The 19,219-nt window shown below is 50.8% G+C and carries 17 protein-coding genes; 7 read left to right on the top strand and 10 right to left on the bottom strand.

Going from position 1 to position 19,219, the window contains the following annotated elements:
- The first annotated feature begins 183 nt into the window (after window positions 1-183).
- Window positions 184-1,515: an MATE family efflux transporter gene (locus B7992_RS12905; protein ID WP_073238353.1), complete on the top strand. Its 1,332-nt coding sequence runs from the start codon at window positions 184-186 to the stop codon at window positions 1,513-1,515.
- A 330-nt stretch (window positions 1,516-1,845) separates the two neighbouring features.
- On the opposite strand, the gene ybaK is transcribed toward B7992_RS12905, so the two are convergent.
- On the bottom strand, window positions 1,846-2,352 hold the full coding sequence (gene ybaK, locus B7992_RS12900; RefSeq protein WP_073159617.1) for a Cys-tRNA(Pro) deacylase: 507 nt from the start codon (window positions 2,350-2,352) through the stop codon (window positions 1,846-1,848).
- Window positions 2,353-2,410: 58 nt separating this feature from the next.
- The gene (locus B7992_RS17450; protein ID WP_088666466.1) at window positions 2,411-2,779 is read right to left on the bottom strand and encodes a DUF3820 family protein; all 369 of its coding nucleotides are present in this window, start codon (window positions 2,777-2,779) and stop codon (window positions 2,411-2,413) included.
- A 72-nt stretch (window positions 2,780-2,851) separates the two neighbouring features.
- Here B7992_RS17450 and B7992_RS12890 point away from each other — a divergent pair, with 72 nt between their 5' ends.
- A complete protein-coding gene (locus B7992_RS12890; protein WP_088666465.1) occupies window positions 2,852-3,754 on the top strand; it encodes a Gfo/Idh/MocA family protein in 903 nt (300 codons plus the stop codon).
- A 94-nt stretch (window positions 3,755-3,848) separates the two neighbouring features.
- On the opposite strand, the gene B7992_RS12885 is transcribed toward B7992_RS12890, so the two are convergent.
- Together B7992_RS12885 and B7992_RS12880 are read right to left on the bottom strand one after the other, a co-directional pair.
- Window positions 3,849-4,958, bottom strand: coding sequence for a diguanylate cyclase (locus B7992_RS12885; protein WP_073159623.1), 1,110 nt, complete (start codon window positions 4,956-4,958; stop codon window positions 3,849-3,851).
- Window positions 4,959-5,236: 278 nt separating this feature from the next.
- On the bottom strand, window positions 5,237-7,708 hold the full coding sequence (locus tag B7992_RS12880) for a glycogen/starch/alpha-glucan phosphorylase (protein ID WP_073159625.1): 2,472 nt from the start codon (window positions 7,706-7,708) through the stop codon (window positions 5,237-5,239).
- Between the two features lie 137 nt (window positions 7,709-7,845).
- Here B7992_RS12880 and B7992_RS12875 point away from each other — a divergent pair, with 137 nt between their 5' ends.
- Window positions 7,846-8,595 (top strand): NAD(P)H-binding protein, encoded by a 750-nt coding sequence (locus B7992_RS12875; protein ID WP_073238364.1) that lies wholly within the window; start codon window positions 7,846-7,848, stop codon window positions 8,593-8,595.
- Between the two features lie 7 nt (window positions 8,596-8,602).
- On the opposite strand, the gene B7992_RS12870 is transcribed toward B7992_RS12875, so the two are convergent.
- From B7992_RS12870 to B7992_RS12845, 6 genes are all read right to left on the bottom strand, one after another.
- A complete protein-coding gene (locus B7992_RS12870; RefSeq protein ID WP_088666464.1) occupies window positions 8,603-9,376 on the bottom strand; it encodes a prepilin-type N-terminal cleavage/methylation domain-containing protein in 774 nt (257 codons plus the stop codon).
- Window positions 9,377-9,473: 97 nt separating this feature from the next.
- Window positions 9,474-10,688: an NAD(P)/FAD-dependent oxidoreductase gene (locus tag B7992_RS12865; RefSeq protein ID WP_073159630.1), complete on the bottom strand. Its 1,215-nt coding sequence runs from the start codon at window positions 10,686-10,688 to the stop codon at window positions 9,474-9,476.
- A complete protein-coding gene (locus tag B7992_RS12860; protein ID WP_073159632.1) occupies window positions 10,681-10,872 on the bottom strand; it encodes a 4Fe-4S binding protein in 192 nt (63 codons plus the stop codon). Before B7992_RS12860 ends, B7992_RS12865 begins: the two co-directional genes overlap by 8 nt.
- Before the next feature lie 128 nt (window positions 10,873-11,000).
- Complete coding sequence (locus B7992_RS12855; protein ID WP_141100468.1) at window positions 11,001-12,761, bottom strand: hypothetical protein; 1,761 nt, start codon at window positions 12,759-12,761, stop codon at window positions 11,001-11,003.
- On the bottom strand, window positions 12,761-13,597 hold the full coding sequence (locus B7992_RS12850) for a TIGR02147 family protein (protein ID WP_088666462.1): 837 nt from the start codon (window positions 13,595-13,597) through the stop codon (window positions 12,761-12,763). Before B7992_RS12850 ends, B7992_RS12855 begins: the two co-directional genes overlap by 1 nt.
- 142 nt (window positions 13,598-13,739) lie before the next feature.
- The gene (locus tag B7992_RS12845) at window positions 13,740-15,431 is read right to left on the bottom strand and encodes a GGDEF domain-containing phosphodiesterase (RefSeq protein WP_088666461.1); all 1,692 of its coding nucleotides are present in this window, start codon (window positions 15,429-15,431) and stop codon (window positions 13,740-13,742) included.
- A 296-nt stretch (window positions 15,432-15,727) separates the two neighbouring features.
- On the opposite strand from B7992_RS12845, the gene B7992_RS12840 reads away from it, so the two are divergent.
- The 4 genes from B7992_RS12840 to B7992_RS12825 are packed head-to-tail and all read left to right on the top strand — an operon-like array spanning window position 15,728 to window position 19,219.
- Window positions 15,728-16,363 (top strand): NADH-quinone oxidoreductase subunit B, encoded by a 636-nt coding sequence (locus tag B7992_RS12840; RefSeq protein WP_088666460.1) that lies wholly within the window; start codon window positions 15,728-15,730, stop codon window positions 16,361-16,363.
- 2 nt (window positions 16,364-16,365) lie between these two features.
- Complete coding sequence (locus B7992_RS12835) at window positions 16,366-16,968, top strand: NADH-quinone oxidoreductase subunit C (protein WP_088666459.1); 603 nt, start codon at window positions 16,366-16,368, stop codon at window positions 16,966-16,968.
- Window positions 16,965-18,158, top strand: a complete 1,194-nt coding sequence (locus tag B7992_RS12830; RefSeq protein ID WP_088666458.1) for an NADH-quinone oxidoreductase subunit D — start codon at window positions 16,965-16,967, stop codon at window positions 18,156-18,158. Before B7992_RS12835 ends, B7992_RS12830 begins: the two co-directional genes overlap by 4 nt.
- Complete coding sequence (locus B7992_RS12825; RefSeq protein WP_088666457.1) at window positions 18,155-19,219, top strand: NAD(P)H-dependent oxidoreductase subunit E; 1,065 nt, start codon at window positions 18,155-18,157, stop codon at window positions 19,217-19,219. Before B7992_RS12830 ends, B7992_RS12825 begins: the two co-directional genes overlap by 4 nt.

The raw sequence follows: 19,219 nt of genomic DNA, 5'->3' as shown, positions 1-19,219 counted from the left end.
CGAATGTCAACAAAAAAGGGTGGCGAAGCCACCCACACATGTTGATGAAGAGCCAAGAAAGTTTATTCCTTCCGTTTGAAAATCAAGACCGTAGAAGGTTTGAAGAAAAAGGCCGCCGCCCTTGGTATCCCTTATCAAACCTATGTGGGAACTATTCTTGATCAGTTTGCTGTTTAGGTAGTCATGCCCATCCAACTTTCTGACCATTTCAATTATTCTAGGCTTCTGCGGTTTACCCTGCCCTCTATCGCAGCCATGGTGTTCACGTCCATCTATAGCGTTGTGGACGGCTACTTCGTTTCCAACTATGCGGGGGCACAGTCCCTGGCGGCGGTGAACATGGCCTGGCCCGTGATTATGATCCTAGGAACCCTGGGCCTGATGTTCGGTATTGGCGGTAGTGCCTTGATTGCGGCTGCCCAAGGTCGCGGTCGCTTGAAACGTGCCAATGAATATTTCTCACTGATTGTGTATGCGGCCATGGGGCTGGGCGTACTTCTGACGGTTATCACTTGGTTCTTGATGGAACCTTTGATGAAGATGTTGGGAGCCGAAGGCGGCCTGTTGTCAGACTGTATTTTGTACGGTCACATTGTTCTACTGGGACTTGTGCCTTTCATTATGCAGATGATGTTCCAGACCTTGTTCATTACGGCGGAAAAACCGCAGTTGTGTTTTTATGTGACTCTTGGTGCCGGCGTTGCCAACATGTTCCTGGACTGGCTTTTGGTGGGCATCCTGGGCTGGGGCTTGTTTGGCGCTTCTGTGGCTACGGATGTGGGTTTCCTCATAGGTGGCATTATTCCTCTGGTCTATTTCGCCCGCAAGAATTCTAGCACTTTGCGCCTGGGTAAAACTCGTTGGATGCCTCACGCTTTGATCAAGGCGACTTTCAATGGAAGTTCCGAATTGCTGTCCGGGATTTCCTCTTCCATCGTGACTTTGCTTTATGATTATCAGCTGTTGCGTTTCGCAGGCGAAAACGGTGTGGCTGCTTTTAGTGTCATCATGTACATCACCTTCGTATTCTTTGCGCTGTTCATCGGCTTCAGTAATGGAATCGCTCCCGTCATTTCGTACCATTTCGGTGCCCGCAACAAGGACGAATTGAAAAACCTGTTCAAACGCTGCTTTGTGATTATTGGTGTCTCTGGTCTTGCCATGTTTGGCTTGGCGGAGGCTTCCGCGTCCCTGCTTTCGAAAGTTTTTGTAGGCTACGACGTAGATCTCTATAATATGACGGTCTATGCCTTCCGCATTATCAGTTTCTGTTTCCTTCTTTCTGGCTTTAACATCTTTGCGTCATCTTTATTTACCGCTCTGAACAATGGCCTAATTTCTGCCACCATTTCCACTAGCCGTTCCATTGTTTTTGAATTGGTGTCGGTGCTGTTGCTGCCGCTCCTTTTCGGAATTGACGGTATTTGGTTTGCTATTTGGGGTGCAGAAATAGCCACCATTATTATGGCGGCTATCTTCATTATTCGTAAGCGAAAAACTTACGGCTATTTGTAATGTACGGCGTTAAACCTTTTTTAGATGTCAAAGTCGCTGCAAGAGTAAGAAGTTATTGAATCCAGCGACTCTGCTCTGAATCCGGAATCCAGCGCTTCCGATATCGAATCTATTCATCAGGTTCGCCTGATGGCTGCCGGTCTCAAGGCTGCACTCAAGGCTCGTTTCCATGCAGGCGTCTACCTGGTAAAGCAGGGCACTGTGGTCAAGAGTGTTACGGTTAAGTAATCCGAAACGTCTAACGGAAAAGAATTAAGCCACTCCTTCGGGAGTGGCTTTTTCGCTGTATAAAAACGTTTTGTTTTGGGGGCCTCGGAAAGGGCTGTCTAACTAGTCCTGGGGGGCTTCGGGCGGAACGCGGGCGATGCTGCCCACGGTGGCGCGGCAGGCCTTGATCAGGTCGGCGGGGGCGATCTTCAGCTGCAGTCCACGTTCACCGGCGCTCACGTAAATGTAGGGGAAGTTGTTGCAGGTCTCGTGCATAAAAATAGGGAAGTTCTTCTTCAGGCCAAGGGGGCTGCAACCGCCACGGATATAGCCTGTCAGCGGAGTCAAATCTTTCAGGGGAACAGTTTCGATTTTCTTGTTGCCGCTAACCTTGGCGGCACCCTTCAGGTCAACTTCGAGATTGCCCGGCACCACACACATGAGGTAACCGATCTTGTCGCCATGAACAAGGATGGTCTTGAAAACCTGGTTGATGTCTTCGCCCAGGGAGTCGGCTACATGCTGTGCGCCCAGGTCATTTTCGTCCACCACATAGGGAATCAGTTCGTAGGAAATTTTCTGCTTGTCCAGGATGCGTGCGACATTTGTCTTCTTGATTTCTGCGGCCATTTGAAACTCTCTTGATTTTTCCCAAATATAAAAACTGCGGAGATTCCCTGCAATAAGGCTAGCGTATGGATTCCTTGAGGGCGGCCAATGCCTTTGCCAACTGCGGGTCCATGGAGTCGAGAGAATTTTCCTGACGGAGTTGTCTTGCCTTTTCCAGGGCGGCAGACGTGGGGTTGTTCATGATGGCTCGGGCGACTTTTGTGGCCTTTGGTACAAGAGGCTGCTTTAGAGGTTCCAATAGCGGTTCTAGACCGTTGACCTTGATTTCGTACAGCAGTCCCAGTAATTCTCCCAGGTGACCGTTTGGGAAACCTTTGGAATGGTACCACACTACATAGGGTTCGGGTAAGTCGATAAGCCTTACGCCTTGATAGCGGCCAAACGGCATGGTGGTGTTGGCTAGTTCTAGGAGTACTTCGGGATTCACGCCGAAAAAATACTATAAGATGACTTAATTGAAAGTCGCCAAAACGACAAAGTTGTTAAATATGGTTTGATTATGAAAGAGCGCACCGCCATATTGATTGGTTGCGGCACGATGGGCAAGCGTCATCGTTCCCGCTTCGAAGAAAACGGAGTCCGTTTTACGGAAACTCTGGATATGGATGCTGCTGAAATCTTGAAGCAGGAAAAGTGGACCCGCCCGGATTTTGCGGTGGTGGCGTCCCCTGCGTCGACCCATTACGAATATGCCAAGTTCTTTCTGGAACGTCGGATCCCCGTGCTGGTAGAAAAACCGTTGGCTGTTTCTGCTGACCAGGCCCGAGAACTCGTGAAGTTGGCCCAGGAGAACGAGACCCTTCTTTTTGTGGCCCAGTCCGAGTGCTATAACCCTATTTTCCTGAACTTCCGTAAGCACCTGCTGGTGGACCTGAAAAAGGCCGCTTCTGGACCTGCTCCTCTGAAGGTCAAGCTGGAATTCCGTCGCGAACATGGTTACAGCCCCCGGTGTCGTGATGTGGATGTGGCGTTGGACCTGCTGGTTCATGACGTCAGCCTGTTCCTGAATCTGTTTGACGCTAGAGACGTGGTGATGGTCGATGACGGCCGTGGATGCGCCTGTGGTGACCGCATCCGTATGAGCCTCAAGGTGGTGTCTGGTGAGTTTGCCGGCGTCGAGGCTGAGTTTATGGCCGACCGCGATAGTGAACATGATGCCCGGACCATTTCTGCTGAATTTGGTCGTAATGGAGACGATCCCGGTTTTGACTATTCTGTGAGCCTTGTTCATTATACGTCTTCTGGAGATGTGGCCCACATTCCCGATTCGCTGGATAACGAACATCGGTTCTTTTTGAAATTGTTGGCGGGGGCTTGCGGTGAGTGGGGAAATCGCGCCTTGTTGAATGCCGCCAATGCCGTAATTCTTGCCGCTGGAGAGGCTTCGGCGATTAAGGGATGAATTATTGGCGTCTTAGATGAATTTCGTCTAACTATAAAAAAGGCCCCGCCTTGGCGGGGTTTAAAAGTTTGCATTCCCTATCAGACGTCCACCATTAAATGGCTTGCATCTTGGTAGTGCTCTTGTGGTTGTACATCATGTGGCTGGCGTCCTTGATCAGATATTCCAGGTCGTCGCCCTTGCCCTGGGAGTAGCCCACCGCTGCAGAAATCTTGATTGAAGAACCGCTGTTCAGCTGATCCACCTTGACGTTCCACTTTAGAAGGGCCCTGTTGATGTCGCCCTTGGTGGAATTTTCAATAATAAGGATAAAGCGGTCGCCGCCGTAACGGAATAGGCGCTGTGTGGGAGTCTGCAGAATCTTGATGGAATCAGCGGTCATGGCTACCAGCGTGTCGCCAACGCTTTGCCCGTGGAGATCGTTGATCCGCTTGAGATCGTTGATGTCCCAGACGATTACGGAAATGCTCTTGAGGGTGGGGTAGAATTCCTTGGTGAGGCGGTCGAAGCAGATTCGGTTGAAGACGCCTGTCATGAAGTCGATGTCGGTTTTCTGGCCTAAGGCCATTTCGCGCTGGGTGCGGGATTCAATCTGCTTGGAGATGTGGAACAGGACCGGCAGGAACGAAATCAATATGAACCACTGGGGCACGATGAAGAATACGAACAGGGCGAGGTTGATGGGCATGCCCGGATCATTGGGTCCGAAGGTTCCCGCTACAATCTGCTGAATATAATATTCGGTGGTGTTGGCGGTGAACAGCAGCATGTTGCCGTTGCACAGGCCGAAATAGTAGCCGCCATATACGTTGACAATGTGGCCGATTAAAGTCAGGATGTAGGCGAACCGGATCACCTTCTTGCTGCGGTACTGCACCGATAGGAGAATCGGGAATATGGTAATCAGCAACGCGTGGTAAGTCAGCATGACAGCGATGAACTGGAAACTGACCGTGGCAAAGAATAGGGCTACGTACTTGGTGCGGCTATCGCCCAAGCCGAGAACGCGGGCCACGCTAAATGTGATGGCATTGATAAGGATGCTTCCGAAGAAGCCGATATTCATAATGGACTGCTCCACGATGAATATGCTCAGGAGATTTAGAACCCAGACCACGCCGAACAGCGCAGCCGTAAAACCAATGGCCTTCAACGTAAAGGCATTGGCGGTGAGCTCAAACTCCTTAAGGTATTCCTTAGTCATATTTTGAAAATAACAAAACTTTTATTGATGTGAATAGAATCACAGCGAAAAATGTAAAAAATGTTAAACCGTTTTGAAATTATGTAATAAGAATAACGTTTTTGGACTATTCCAGTGTGATATATGTCAAAACGACGATGAGGCAATATGTCCGAAAAGTCCGCGGAGCAAATACGAAAAAAGCCCGCGGCAAAACCGCGGGACTTTTTTAGCTTAAAGCGGAAAGTTTAAAGTGTAAAGAAATATCTTTAACCTTTAAACTTTATCCTCTACGCTAATTACAGCTTGATGCTGCAAGCCTTGGCGTTCCAGATTTCCTTAGCGTACTGGTCGATGGTACGGTCAGAGCTGAACTTGCCCATGCGAGCCACGTTCAGGATAGCCATTTCTGCCCAGTGCTTCTTGTCCTGGTAAGCTTCTGCGACCTTCTTCTGCATGTCGACGTAGCTACGGAAGTCTGCGCAGAGCATGTACGGGTCGTGGGTCAGGAGCTTGTCTGCAATGTGCTTGAACAGGTCCGGACGATCCGGGCTGAAGAAGCCAGAGCCGATCAGGTCGATCACGCGACGGAGATCGTCGTCGGATTCGTAGAAGTCGCGAGGACGGTAGCCCTTAGCGAGAAGGTCGGTCACTTCTTCAACGGTGAGACCGAAGATGAAGATGTTTTCGTCGCCGACTTCTTCCTTCATTTCGACGTTAGCGCCATCGAGAGTACCGATGGTGAGAGCGCCGTTGAGGGCGAACTTCATGTTACCGGTACCAGAAGCTTCGGTACCTGCAGTGGAGATCTGTTCGGACAGGTCTGCTGCCGGGATGATCTTTTCTGCGAAGGAAACGCGGTAGTTTTCCAGGAAGACCATCTTCAGCTTGCCCTTACATGCCGGATCAGCATCGATGATTGCTGCGACAGCGTTTGCAAGACGGATGATCTGCTTAGCCATCCAGTAACCCGGAGCGGACTTACCACCGATCATGATGGTACGCGGCATGATTTCCTTGCCGTCCTTGATCTGGATGTACAGGTGGATAGCGTGGAGGATGTTCAACAGCTGGCGCTTGTATTCGTGAATACGCTTGACCTGGACGTCGAAGAACATGTTGGTATCCAGCTCGACACCCTGTGCTTCCTTCAGGTACTTGGCCAGGCGTTCCTTGTTCTGCTTCTTCACGTCCATGAAGGCCTTCTGGAACTTGGCGTCCTTGGCCAGCTTTTCCAGCTTGCGCAGATCGTCCAGGTCCTTAACCCAGGAGTCACCGATCTTGGAGGTGATGAGGTCAGACATAGCCGGGTTAGCCTTGCGGACCCAGCGGCGAGGAGTAACGCCGTTAGTCTTGTTGTTGAACTTTTCAGGCCACAGTTCGTAGAAGTCCTTGAACAGGGTGGTCTTGAGAAGGTCGGAGTGCAGAGCGGCCACACCGTTCACAGCGTAGGAACCTACGATGGAGAGGTATGCCATGCGGATCATCTTGCAGCCACCTTCTTCGATGAGGCTCATGCGGCCGAGACGTGCGTTGTCGCCGGGCCACTTGAGGGAAACCATGCGCAGGAAGCGGGCGTTGATTTCGAAGATAATCTGGAGATGACGGGGGAGCAGCTTTTCGAAGAGGCTGACGGGCCACTTTTCCAGAGCTTCCGGCATCAAGGTGTGGTTGGTGTATGCGAAAGTCTTGGTGACGATTTCCCATGCTTCATCCCATTCCAGGTTTTCTTCGTCCAGGAGGATGCGCATCATTTCGGCGATGGAGATTGCCGGATGGGTGTCGTTCAGCTGGATAGCCACCTTTTCGGGGAACATCTTCCAGTCGTTGTTGTGGAGCTTCTTGAAGCGCTTGATGATGTCCTGCAGAGAAGCGGAGCAGAGGAAGTACTGCTGCTTGAGGCGCAGTTCCTTACCGTTCATGGAGGAGTCATTCGGGTAGAGAACCTTGGAAATGGTTTCGGAAAGTTCCATGTCCTGCACAGCGGCGATGTAGTCACCGTTGTTGAAGTAGGAGAGGCCGAAGTCGTCGGTGGACTTGGCGCTCCAGAGGCGCAGGTTGTTCACGGTGTTGTTCTTGTAACCCGGAATCGGAGTATCGTAGGGGAGGGCCAGGACGTAGTCCTTGGTTTCCCAACGGTTGCGGAGCTTGCCCTTTTCGTCCATCCAGCTAACGACGTAGCCGTAGAAAGGAACCTTGATTGCGTTAGCCGGGCGAGCGATTTCCCACGGGTTGGGGAGACGCAGCCAGTTATCCGGCTGTTCTTCCTGTTCGCCGTTCACGATCTTCTGGCTGAACATGCCGTATTCATAACGGATGCCCATACCGGTGGCGGGGAGTTCGAGAGTTGCCATGGAATCCAGGAAGCAAGCGGCGAGACGGCCGAGACCGCCGTTACCGAGACCTGCGTCCACTTCCTGTTCGCGGAGGTCTTCCAGGCTCATGCCCAGTTCATCGAGAGCTTCGGTCACAGCACCTTCGACGTCCAGGTTCAGAACGGAGTTGCCGAGGGTACGGCCGATCAAAAATTCCAGAGACAGATAGTAGACGCGCTTCACGTCCTTTTCGTAGTAGGTTTCCTGGGTCTTGATCCAGCGGTCTACCAGACGGTCACGGACGGCGTATGCCACTGCCAGGAACTTTTCGTGGTCGGTAACAGTAACGCTGTTACGGGCCAAGGTGTGATGAATGTGGTCGGTAAAGGCCTTACGGAAGGATTCCGCATCGGTGCCGAGCACGGGGGCTTCTACTTTCTTAGTTGCTTTTGCCATAAGACATCCCTATGGGTTTGTGGTTAAAATTTTCTTACATGAAGTTTAGAAAAAAATGGGGATTATATAAAGGCATAGGGGATTATAAAAGGGTTTTTTGTTGGATAAATCACAACTAGCTTTTTTATTTTATAGCCATGAAAGTTGCAGTTCTTGGATCTACAGGCCTTATTGGTAAAAATGTGGTCAAACTTCTGTCCCGCCTAGACCAGGTTGTACGGGTTTATTGCCCTGTACGTACGATACCTGGAACAGATGGCGCGCCTGACCTTACGTCCATGGGTATTTTACAGGGTGCGTCAAAATTGGATTTTGAGGTGGTGGACTTCGGGAAACTTGCCGCAGACGGTGAAGGAAATAAGAAATTACTCGCCGGATTTTTAGGCTGTGAAGCCGTAATCTGCTGTCTGGGGACGACCATCAAACAGGCGGGATCCAAGGCGGAACAGGAACGTATCGATACCCGTTTGCCCTTGACCTGTGCGGCCATCGCCAAAAGGGCGGGGGTCAAGAACTTCCTTTGCGTTAGTGCCATGGGGGCAGATTCCCATTCCCCCTTCTTCTATAATCGACTGAAGGGTATGCTGGAAGACGGTCTGACCATGATGAACTTCGAAACACTGACCCTGGTCCGTCCGTCCTTGCTGTTGGGTAAGCACAAGGACCGTCGAATCGGTGAAGAACTGATGCAGAAACTCTTTGGCAAGAATCCTATGCTGGTGCCCAGCTTCTTTAGACCGGTACACGCCGAGACGGTGGCGGCTCACCTTGTGACTTCGCTGCTGAAACCGCCCAAGGACCACGTCTGCGTTTCTGACAACGTAAAAGGCAAGCGTATCATCTATAATAGAACGCTTGCCAAGACGAAAGTGGATCAGTTGTTTTAAAATTCTTTTAGCTGCAGGATGCGTTGCCGTAGGAGGCTTGGCATTTCTCCTTGGCGTTGTCCCAGGCTTCCTTCAGACGTTCTTTCTCTTCCTTAGAACAGTGGGTGCAAGAAGTGTAGGCTTTACGGGCTGCATCCAATGCTTGTTTGTCGGATGATTGACTGCCTGTATTGGTATTAGTGTTTGTATTTGTGTTGTTGTCGGTTTTATTGTCGGTTTTGCCGTCTGCACCGTCATCTGTCTTATCGGTGAAGTTGTTATCATCGCTACCGCTAGCAGAAATTTGCGTGGCGTTCGCGCAGTCTCCGATTAGAGTGTTGCCGATTTGCCAGTTAGAGGTAAATGCGAGACAGGGCTCATAGCTGAGATTGTAGTTGAAACTGACAGAATTTTGGCTGGAAGGGGTCATCTCGATAGACCACCAGCTTCGCATACCGCATTCGTTAAGCGCAACCAGGTTGGTGGCTCCCCATCCGATAAGACTTGCGCTCAGTCCTTCCCGAGAAATCTTTTCATCGGTAATGGCTCCCTGGCTGTAGCAGAAATTTTCTGTGGAACCGTTCCCGGGGGCGATGTAGCCGATAGTTTTCCAGTTGCCTAGGGCTGAGTTTTCTGCCAGGTAGATGTCCTGGAGCTTGACGTAACCAGAGGCGGCTACGGGAACTTCACTTGCCTTGGCCTTGGCTATGGAGTTGAACAGTTTGGGGGTACCTACGGCTGCAAGAACGCCGAGGATTACGATTACCACCATAACTTCAATAAGAGTGAAACCTTTTTTCATAAAAATCCTTCTTAGTATAATAGATATAACTTAATCCATCAAAAAAAAGGTTCCCGCTATTGCGGAAACCTTAGTCTTTTTGACAATATTCAGGGGTTTAGGCCTTGAATTTGGTAAACTTGTAGAGATATTTGGCTGTCTGGATGGGAGTTTTCAGGAAGGCGGACTTCTTGTAGCCGCTCAAGGCGAAGCCCTGCAGCACCTTGTAGAGCCCAACCTGGTCTTCGCGGTTCAGTTCCAGCAGGAATCTGCGGAACTTGTATTCGAAGTCGTGCATCTTGCCAAAGTAGTCGTAGCAGCGCTTTTCGTAAGTCTTCAGGAACTGCTTGGAAAGATTGTCTTCCTTGAATGCTTCAACCACGGTCTGGGCGCAGAATCGGCCCGCGCGCATTGCTGCCGCAATGCCGCCGCCCGTAAGCGGATTGGTATGATGGGCGGCGTCGCCCACCAGGGCGAAGCGGTCCAGGGTATAGTCCTTCAAGACGCTGGAAACGGGAATCACGCCGCCGACCACATGGTCAATTTCTGCGCCGGGGAACAGCTTGTGCAGCCATTCCAGGGTTACGTCGTAAATGGTTTCGTTCTTGTGGGGAATCAGGAAGCCTGCGCCAAACTTGGTCATGTTGGACTTCTGCTTGGGGAAACTCCAGATGTAACCGTCATTGATAAAATCATGGCCCTGCCAGAAGGTCAGGTAGTCGGGGCGGGTCAGCATACCCTTCACATGGAAGTCGATACCGTTGCAAGTCATGCCCGGCTTCTGGATGCAGTCCAGTCCGACCATGCGGCCGATACGGCTTTCGACACCGTCGGCGGCGATGACCATCTTGGCCAAAATTTCCTGAGTGGATTCGGCGGTGACAGATCCGTCGCCGTTGCCCTTGCCCAACACGACACGGACCCTGCGGTAGCCGTCATTGCCTGCGGATTCAACGTCGCTTACAAATTCAGCGCGGGCGCAGGTAACAACTTCGGCACCGTCGTCGGCTGCAAGTTTGGCCAGCCACGGGTCAAACTTTTCGCGGTTCAGCATGATGCCAGTAGCCGGCTTGGGCACTTCGATGTTCACGCCGTTGGGGCCGTAGATATAAAGGCCGTTGATAATGGTTTCGATGCAGTCTTCGTCGATGGGGCCGTAAGTCTGCAGGTCCTTCATGCTGGTGCTGGCTTCACCGCAGCGTACAGGGTAGCCGATGCGTTCACGCTTTTCAAGGAGCAAGGTCTTGAGGCCTGCCTTGGCTACATTGCGGGCGGCTACAGAACCACCGGGGCCTGCGCCAATCACCACTACGTCATACTTGTTATCAAGCATTGTCCACCTCCATGATCTTGAGGGCTCCTACGGGGCAGGTGTTGGTGCAAAGTCCGCAGCGGACGCACTTTTCGTAATCGATCTGCAAATCCAGACCGTACATGTCTAGGGCCATCTTGGAGCATACGCCGACGCAGCCGGCGCACTTCAAGCACTTGGTCTTGTCGTGGACGAGTTTCTTCATAAGGTTTAATATAAAAACTTTAAAGCCGATTTTGTGGGCGAAGTATTTTTGGCGGTGGCTATCAAATAAAAAGATCGCTTGCCACCGCCTTTTTTGCAAAGCATTTCTTTCAATGCCGTCCCCGAAACCTACTTTTGCAGTTCCTGGAAGGCGATGAGCCAGGCTTTGAGACGGTTCCAATTGTTGTCGCGTTCTTGTTTGATGCCTTCATCTATCTTGAACACGACAAAGTCTCTCAATTTTGCATCTCCAATGACGATTGGGGAACTATTGATCCACGATCCAAAATGGTCGTTGACTTTTAGATCTGTGTCACGGATTATTTTGCCGTCAACAGCGATGGTCAAGTGTACTCCCACAAAAGCGATGGAGTAGATGTGCTCGCCTCCGTCTAGGATTGCTGCCTTTCCGTAAATTGTCGTGTCCGTAACGGAGCCGTCAAGGCCGCTATAGATTCGTGAGCAGATGCTCTTGGGGTCTGTTTCGCATTGCCCGATTTCATAGCCGATAGTCAACTTTTTTTCGTCACTGATACTATCAAGAACGCTGATGAACGCAGATTCGTAATTTTCGTTGCTTCCGTCAACCTTTATCTTGAAGCTATATCCGATATTCTTGCGCTCATAGTGGCCTTTGTCAATGACGGTGTCCTGTGCAGAACTTTGGGCGACAAATATATTGGAGGAAATCCCTAAATCGGATGCATCAACAATATTGTAGGTCGCTGTATCTTGTGCATTCAAGTTGATTTCTGCCCAATAGCGGTTTTCTCTCCCGTTGCTTTCGATGAACGTTGATTTTGAAATACTGTTCCCGTTGACCAAAATGGGGACGCTTATATCCTTGTCGAAGGAATATTGCGCCAGAACTTTATCTAGAGTCTTGTTGCTGAAGGAATCAAGCAATGCCAGTGCGGTTTCAGGAATAACGAATGACAAGGAATTTGAGGACTCCTTGGTGATGACAGGAGTGCTCAAGGACTTGCAAATGGCGTTGGTGTATTCCGATGATGTTCCTGCCGCATTCGTGACGTATGTGCAGAGGTTCTGGTAAATGCCTTCGGGGATGTTTTCCATGAGGAAACTTCCCGCAGTCAACTCATCTTCGGTAAGAACATGGCAAGCATTGGAAAAGTCCAGACAGACTTTATCGCTTGCCGAGAAATCGTTCTTGTTGAATTGAATTTCCAGGTTTGTAGTCTTGCGGATTTCTTGCGGTTTGATTTCTAGGTATTTGCCATCGTCGTCAGAAATTCGCTCAGCATTCTTCAGGTCCAGCTTGCTGTAGCTTGCGAGGGAATCATTTTCTGATCCGATCATGAGGGCGTAGCGAATATAAACGACGGCCTGGCCCTTTTCGTTCCTCTCAAAACTTTCGTCGATGGGATCAATGTTAAGGTAGGTCGCTTTGTAAACGACATCGTCAAAAACGAAATTTCCGTTATTGTCTGTAGAAGTTTCTCTTACGGATGTTTCGTGGCTTAGGCCATTTCCGACATCATAGTCTCCTTCAATTCTCTTTAAGAGGACGCGGGTGTTTTTCAGCGGATTGCCGTCAGTGTCTACAGCAGAGCCCTTTACCCTTGCCTGGGCGTAATCTCGGTTGAAGGAAATGCATGCAAGCTCTGTTCCGTACTCGGCATCTTGCAATGAGGCGTTTTTCCTTAAGGAGTTTGGAATGCTGGTGCTGCAACCATCTACGTTTACAATCTTGTCGCCGTTTTCGTCAATGGTTGCCGTCTGACCAGATTCGGTTTCGGTCAAAACGCCTGCGGTGGTGCTGCTTTCGGAACAGCCCATGACACTTGCTGAGCACAATGCAGCGATGCTCATGCTTGCAACGAAACCACGAATCTTTCGTAATTCGTAATTCATAATTCGTAATTTCATTACTTGCCCTCCGGATCCAGGTTAGAAAACAGGTGTAAGTTCAGTTGATAGACGCTGTCGGCCTTGGCCTTGTCTTCGCCGATGATGCGTCGTGCCTTGGCCTTGAATTCCTGCACGGCGGCTTCCAGGTCCTTGTAGGCTTCGCTTGAAATGCTGAAGGTCATGGTACTCATGACAGTGGGGGACTTGGGCGGCGTAATCAGGGCCTGCTTGGAAAGTTCAAAGCATTGCAACTGATACTGTTTGATCAGTTCCGCGTTGTTGTAAGGTCCGCTGGAAATGGACTCCCGGGTGGGTTTCCAGAAACCTTCCTCGTTCTTGCGGGCGAGACCCAGACGCTGCAAAAGTTCCAGGCTGTCGCTCAGCTTGCCCAGGGGAACCTTTGGAAAAATTCGCTTCTGCACCGGGGCCATATCGTCGCCCACATCCATGGCGTCCAGAATGGCGAACAGTGCGCTATGGTACCAGTGGTTGTAATATTCGTAGGCGTCAGTATTTATAATGTGCTGCGGATTGGGGTGCTGGCGGAGCAGTTCCTCCATGGCGGCCTTGCGAATGGTGTCGTTCTTGGCCTGGTCCACCTGGACCATGGTTTCGAAGTATTTGGCGGCTTTCTTGTCTAGCCCGAGTATTTCAATGAACTTGGCCACCATGCGGGGGCTGACCTTCTTTCCTCTGAGAACATCGGCGAAGTAGCTGCGGGTTTTTTCAAGCCCGAGTAAGTTGCAAATTTCGGTACGGGTAAAGCTGGGCTCCTGCTGGGCGCGGGCCACTTGATATTCTTCTAGATACTTGCGAAAGTGCGTAAACTGGTAGATGTCAACAAAATTTTCCACGACGATAATATAGCATATTTTCTAGAAATGTGAGAAAATATTTGAGAACATGTGGCGGGGGACACAAAAAAGTTCCCCTGTTTTGGGGAACTTCTTGATTTTTTGCGAAATTCGGCGCTTTTGGGGCAAAGTGGATTTTTTTTTAGTACAATTTCTGCCCCGTAAGACGTTTTTCAAAGTCTTCTCGGCAAAGAGGCCTGTCAAAGAGGAAGCCTTGGACACGATGGCAGTTGACGTCGGACAGGAACTGGGCCTGCTTTTCGTTTTCGACACCTTCCGCGATAACTTCCTTATGCATTTCCTTGGCCATGTTTACCACGTTCTTTAGGACGATTTCGTCCTGGGAACCTTCTCGGCCGATGTTGTCCAGTAGGGACTTGTCCAGCTTGACCACATTGAAGTCGAAGTTCTTGATTACGTTCAGGGTCGAGTAACCTGTGCCGAAGTCGTCGATGGAGACGGAGATGCCGTGGTTTCTCATGGTGCTGATGAATCGTTGCATGGCGACGAAGTCTTCGTAGTCGGAAACTTCGGTTAGCTCGACTTCGAGGAATCGGCTTTCCACCTGGTACTTGTTCATGATGGAGAAAAAGTCTTCTGCGAAATTGGGATTCTTCAGATGGAGCTTGGAAAAGTTTACGGATGTACGTACTGGTTCGATACCTGCGTCGACCCACTGGCGGATGTCGCTGCAGACTCGCTCAAATACGTAAAAGTCCAGCAGGCAGACGGTTCCTTCCCGTTCCAGGATGGGAAGGAAATCTGTAGGAGGAACGACTGTCTTGTGACGAAGCCAGCGGACCAGGGCTTCGGACCCGCAGAGCTGTTTGGTTTCCAGATTGACCTTGGGCTGGTAATATACCATGAAGTCACCGTTCTTGAGGGCGTTCTGGAACTCGCTGGAAATTTCTCTCTGGTGGAGGGCTTCAATCAGCATGTCGTTGTTGAAGCGGATAATGTCGGTTGTCTTGATGTTCTTGGCTGCGTTCAGGGCTATGGAACTGCAGTTCATCAGTTCGGAGACGGTGTCCTGCTCGCGGACGGTGTAGACGCCCATTCGAGCTTGGATCTTGAAGTTCAGGGGCTTGGGACCCTGACTCAGGCTTACGTCCAGGCTGGAAAACTTATTGATGATTTCGTTGGCGTGGTCGTTACGGACCAGGAAGAAGAAGTTGTCTCCGCCCAGTCGTGCGATAATTTCGTCGCTAGTAAGGTCGGCCTTTGCCGCGTTCACATAGGCCTTCATGGCGATATCGCCAACCTGCGGGCTCATGGACTTGTTGATATACTTGAAGTTCTTTAGGTTTGTAAAGATGCCCGTATGTCCAAAGAGTTTTTTCTGGGCGACGAGACTTCCGATAAAGTTCATAAGGCCAGACTGGTTGATAGCTCCAGTCATGTAGTCCGTAATGCGAGCCCTGTTGGCCATGCCCATCAGGCGGGAACGACCGCCAAGGATGAAACAGTCGTAGGAAATAAGGCTGAGGGCGTCCCTCTCGTTGTCGGTGAACGTATGTCCTTCAACGGGATGGACATTGAAGGTGAATGTTCCGCTTTCGGCCGTGGTCATGACTTCAGCGATGTCTGTGCAGGACGGAAGAACGGGGAGACCCACTTTGTCGTGATAGATGATCATCTTTCCGTCAACGCCGTTCTGGGCGAGGGGGGATGCTGGAGCGACTAGGCCGCATTCCATGTAGCCGACATTGAGAATCTTTGCTAGGGGGGTGACCTGGCGAGATACCTGTTTTAGTAGGTCTTGAGGGTCGGTTATGGGGCTTAATAACCCCTCCCTAAATTCCCTATACATGTCGCTACACAATTTGAATTCCATACAAATCCTCTATTGATCCCCGGGGATCAATCGCCAAAACCGCGCCAAATTTAAAAATCTGTGATACGGATTGCAAGGAAATTTGGGCAAATGAGGACGAATGTGTTCTAAATGTGTTGTGTTTGTTGCGATAAATCACATGTGTCTTTTGAAATTATTGATTAGTCTTGTCTAACTTTTCTTGAGGGTGGGGGAGTGATTTTGTGGCTTAACCACCTTACCTTGAACAAGGTTAACTTTCACCTAGCGTAAAATCTTTCTAATTTTGCGCCCGGCATTTAATGAGGTAAACTCCTATGAAAAATGAGGCAGAAAAGCCGAATTTCATTACGTCCTCTCTTGACTTTTTGGTCAATTGGGGTCGTACGAACTCCCTGTGGCCGTTCCCTTATGGTACGGCTTGTTGTGCAATCGAATTCATGAGTACGGAAGTGGGTCGCTATGACCTTTCCCGTATCGGTTCTGAATACGTGCGTTTTACGCCCCGTCAGTCCGATGTGCTGCTGGTGTCAGGTACTATTACATACAAGCAGGCTCCGATCCTGCAGCGCATGTACGAACAGATGGCTGAACCCAAATGGGTTATTGCCATGGGCGCTTGCGCAAGTTCCGGCGGATTCTATGACTGCTACTGCACCGTTCCCGGTATCGACCATATCATCCCGGTGGACGTGTACATCGGCGGCTGTCCCAGCCGTCCCGAAGCATTCTTCGACGCCATGTTCGACCTGCAGAACAAGATTAAGGATGAATCCTACATGAAGATGCGTACCGAACGCATCAAGGAACAGTGGGAACTGATCAAGGCTAAGACTGCAGAAGCCAAGGCTGAAGCTCAGGCTCAGGCTGCAGAAACGATTGCCGACGCCAAGGAATTCTTGGTCGAAAAAGAACAGAAACTTATCAAGAAAGCTCAGTTCTGGAAGGAGTAACAATGGATTTTTCTGAAAAGATCGTCTCCGTCCTGGAGGAGAAGTTCGGCGGCAAGCGCGAACCTCTTGCCAAGTGGGATGCCTGCGTGGTAATTCCCAAGGAATATCTCCACAACGCCGTGGAATTCCTGAAGAACGATAGTTCTACCCAGTTGGATATGCTGCTGGACGAAGCTGGCATCGACTATCTGACTTATCCCAATCACGAAGGCCCCCGCTTTGCCGTGAGCTACAGTTTCAAGAGCACCAAGGTTGCCGGTCGTCGAGTCCGTCTTAAGGTGCTGGTCAGCGAAGCTGATCTCAAGGTTCCTTCTCTGACTGACCTGTACAAGAGCGCAGACTGGCTGGAACGTGAAGTGTTTGACCAGTTCGGCATTGTGTTCGAAGGTCATCCGGACCTCCGCCGCCTGTTGAACCATGTTGAATTTGTTGGCAATCCTCTTCGTAAGGATTACCCTGCACAGAAGCGTCAGTGGCTCTCTACCAGTGACTACTTGATGCCTGAACTTGAAAAGCGCCTTGAATCCAAGGGCTACAAGGTTATTGAACGCTCCGAGGAAATCAATCCTGTGGACGAAGAATATCTTGAAGGGAGCAGACAATGATCGTATTAGATCCGAACGGCGAAAAGCTGAGCCTCATGTCCCTGAACGTGGGTCCGACCCATCCGGCCACCCATCACTGCGTACGCTTGCTCACCGCTCTCGATGGCGAAACCATCGTTGCTGGTGTTAGCGAAATTGGCTTTATGCACCGTGGCTTTGAAAAGATGGTTGAACGCGGCACCTGGCAGCAGGTGATTCCCTACACAGACCGCTTGAACTACTGTTCTGCAATGATGAATAACATTGCGTTCTGCCGCGCCGTAGAAAATATGTTCGGTATTGAAATTCCCGAACGCAACAAGGTGCTTCGCGTTATCGTGAACGAACTTTCCCGAATCAACGACCACTTCATTTGCGTGGCTGCTGCATTCCAGGATTTGGGTGGTACAACCCCGTTCATGTACGCTTTCAATCCCCGCGAAGAAATCATGCTGATCTGGGAAAAGCTTACTGGCGCCCGTTTGACCAATAGCTTCGCTCGTATCGGCGGTCTGTATCGCGACACTTACAGCGGTTTCGAAGGCGATGTTCTCGCTGCCTGCAATTCTGTGGAAAAGGCTCTTAAGGATCTCCACGCTTGCTTGGATCGTAACCGTATCTTCCTGGACCGTACAGTCGGTGTTGCCAAGATTTCCAAGGAAGACGCCATCAGCTACGGCTGGACTGGCCCTGTCCTTCGCGCAACCGGCGTAGAAAGCGACCTCCGCAAGGATGAACCGTATTATGATTACGAAACCTATGATTGGGATGTTGTTGTAGGCACCAATGGTGACGCCAACGACCGTCTCCAGGTTCGTCTCGCTGAAATCGAAGAATCCGTGAAGATTGTTCGTCAGGCTCTGAAGCGTCTTGCTCCGGGTCCTGTTGATATTGTCGATCCTCGTATTCGCGTGCCGTCTCACAAGATGGCTTACCAGGATATGGAAGGCCTCATTGGCCGTTTCAAGAGCGTTTACGAAGGCATTCGCGTGCCCGAGGGCGAATACTACTGCGGTAGCGAATGCGCTAACGGTGAACTTGGCTTTACCATCATTGCCGATGGTTCCGGTCACCCGTACCGCATCAAGGTTCGTTCCCCCAGTCTCGCTCACGTTTCCGCTTTCAACTACCTGGTTGAAGGTCTTACCTTGGCCGACTCTATGGCTACCTTGCCTGGCCTCAACATGATTGCAGGAGAACTTGACCGATGAGTGAACATATTAAAGGTGCAGTTCATTTTGTTGCAAATAACAATCTGAAGTTTGACCGTCCGGAACAGCCCATTGGCGCTCTTCCGGATCCGGCACAGACCTTCGGCCACGTCAACAAGATTCAGGAACAGCCCAATCCTAAGGAAGTGCTGGAAAAACTCAACACTCCCGAAATCAAGGAACGCTGTGCAGACTTGCTGAGCCGCTACCCCGTAGGCCAGGGCGCTCTTCTTGAAGTGCTGTGGCTTGTTCAGGGCGTGTTCGGCTGGGTTCCCACCGAAGGTATCCGCTGGGCTGCACAGGTTTGCGGTTGCGCTCCTGCCCACGCTCTTGGCGTTGCCACTTTCTATACCATGTACAATCATTCTCCCAAGGGCAAGTTCCTGTTGCAGTTCTGCCGCAACATCAGCTGCGCCATCAAGGGCGCTCAGCCCCTGATCAAGTACGTGGAAAACAAGCTTGGTATCAAGTCCGGCGAAACCACTCCCGATGGCATGTTCACCATCCTTCAGGTTGAATGCCTCGGTTCTTGCGGCAATGGCCCCATGATGCTGGTGAACGATGACTTCGCTACCGACGTTGTCGACGGTCAGCTGAAGATGAAGCGCGGCACCACTCTTACCGAAGCTTCCATCGATCGCATTATCGACTGGTGCAAGGCTCACGTGAATGACATGCCCAAGCACGATGTGCTGGGTGGTATCGTCAAGGGCCACAGTGGTCATCCGGGTGCTCCGGGTGCTATTGCAAAGCCCCAGGTTCCCGACTACGCTCCTCCTTCTCCGGTTCTCTGCGTTAAGGCTGAAGCTGATGAAACTGGCGCTACCCTCACTTGGAAGGGCGCTCCGGAATTCACCAAGATTGTTGTTGAAAAGAAGAACGGTTCTGAATGGGTCGCCGTTGGCGAACCCGGCGTTAAGGACAAGGCCTTCGTCGACGCAGCCGGTAAGGTGGGCGACGAATATCGCATGATCGCCACCTCTGGCGAACGCGTGGCTAAGCCTTCCGCTGTTGCCGTCACCACTCAAAAGCCGGAACCGGTTGAAGAGAAGAAGGTATAA

This window comes from Fibrobacter sp. UWH1, from assembly GCF_002210365.1.
Lineage (GTDB): Bacteria > Fibrobacterota > Fibrobacteria > Fibrobacterales > Fibrobacteraceae > Fibrobacter.
Note: the sequence above shows the minus strand (reverse complement) of the source record. Positions and strands in the feature narration are given on the sequence as shown.